Annotated in this window: 1 protein-coding gene; it reads left to right on the top strand. The window is 49.2% G+C overall.

From position 1 onward, the window contains the following. On the top strand, positions 1 to 839 hold an 839-nt coding region (locus A3757_RS23450; protein ID WP_156506524.1), incomplete at both ends, for an urease subunit alpha.

An 839-nucleotide genomic window follows, 5' to 3' on the forward strand; every position in this document is an offset into this window, starting at 1 on the left:
GGCTTCGTCGATGATACCATTGGTGCGTTTAAAGACCGCGTGATCCACACGTATCACACTGAGGGTGCCGGTGGTGGTCACGCACCTGATATCATTCGTGCTTGTGCTTACCCGAATGTATTGCCTTCATCTACCAACCCAACACGCCCTTACACGCGTAACACGGTTGACGAGCACCTGGATATGCTGATGGTATGTCACCATTTAGATAGTTCTATTCCTGAAGATGTTGCCTTTGCTGACTCAAGAATCCGTAAAGAAACGATTGCCGCCGAAGATATTTTCCATGACCGCGGTGCCTTCAGTATGATTTCCTCCGACTCCCAAGCGATGGGACGTGTCGGGGAAGTGATTACCCGAACCTGGCAAACCGCTCATAAGATGAAGACACAATTTGGTTTGTTGCCAGAAGATTCAGGTTGTGATGCCGACAACTTTAGAGCACGTCGCTATATAGCTAAATACACAATCAACCCTGCTATCGCGCACGGTATCTCTCATGAGGTCGGGTCGATTGAAAAAGGTAAATTGGCCGACTTGGTGTTATGGAAGCCTGCCTTCTTTGGCATCAAACCCTCTACGATTATCAAAGGCGGAATGATCGCTGCAGCACCCATGGGGGACCCTAACGCATCGATTCCAACACCTCAGCCAGTACACTATCGACCAATGTTTGGTGCGCAAGGTTTAGCAGCGGCGAAAACCTCAGTGACCTTTGTCTCAGAAGCGTCTTTGAAGAACGATATTGGCGAGGCGCTTGGTCTTAGCCGAAACCTGAGTGCTTGTAAGAATACGCGCTCTATTCGTAAGTCAGACATGGTGTTGAATGATTGGCAGCC

It is taken from the genome of Oleiphilus sp. HI0117 (assembly GCF_001635235.1).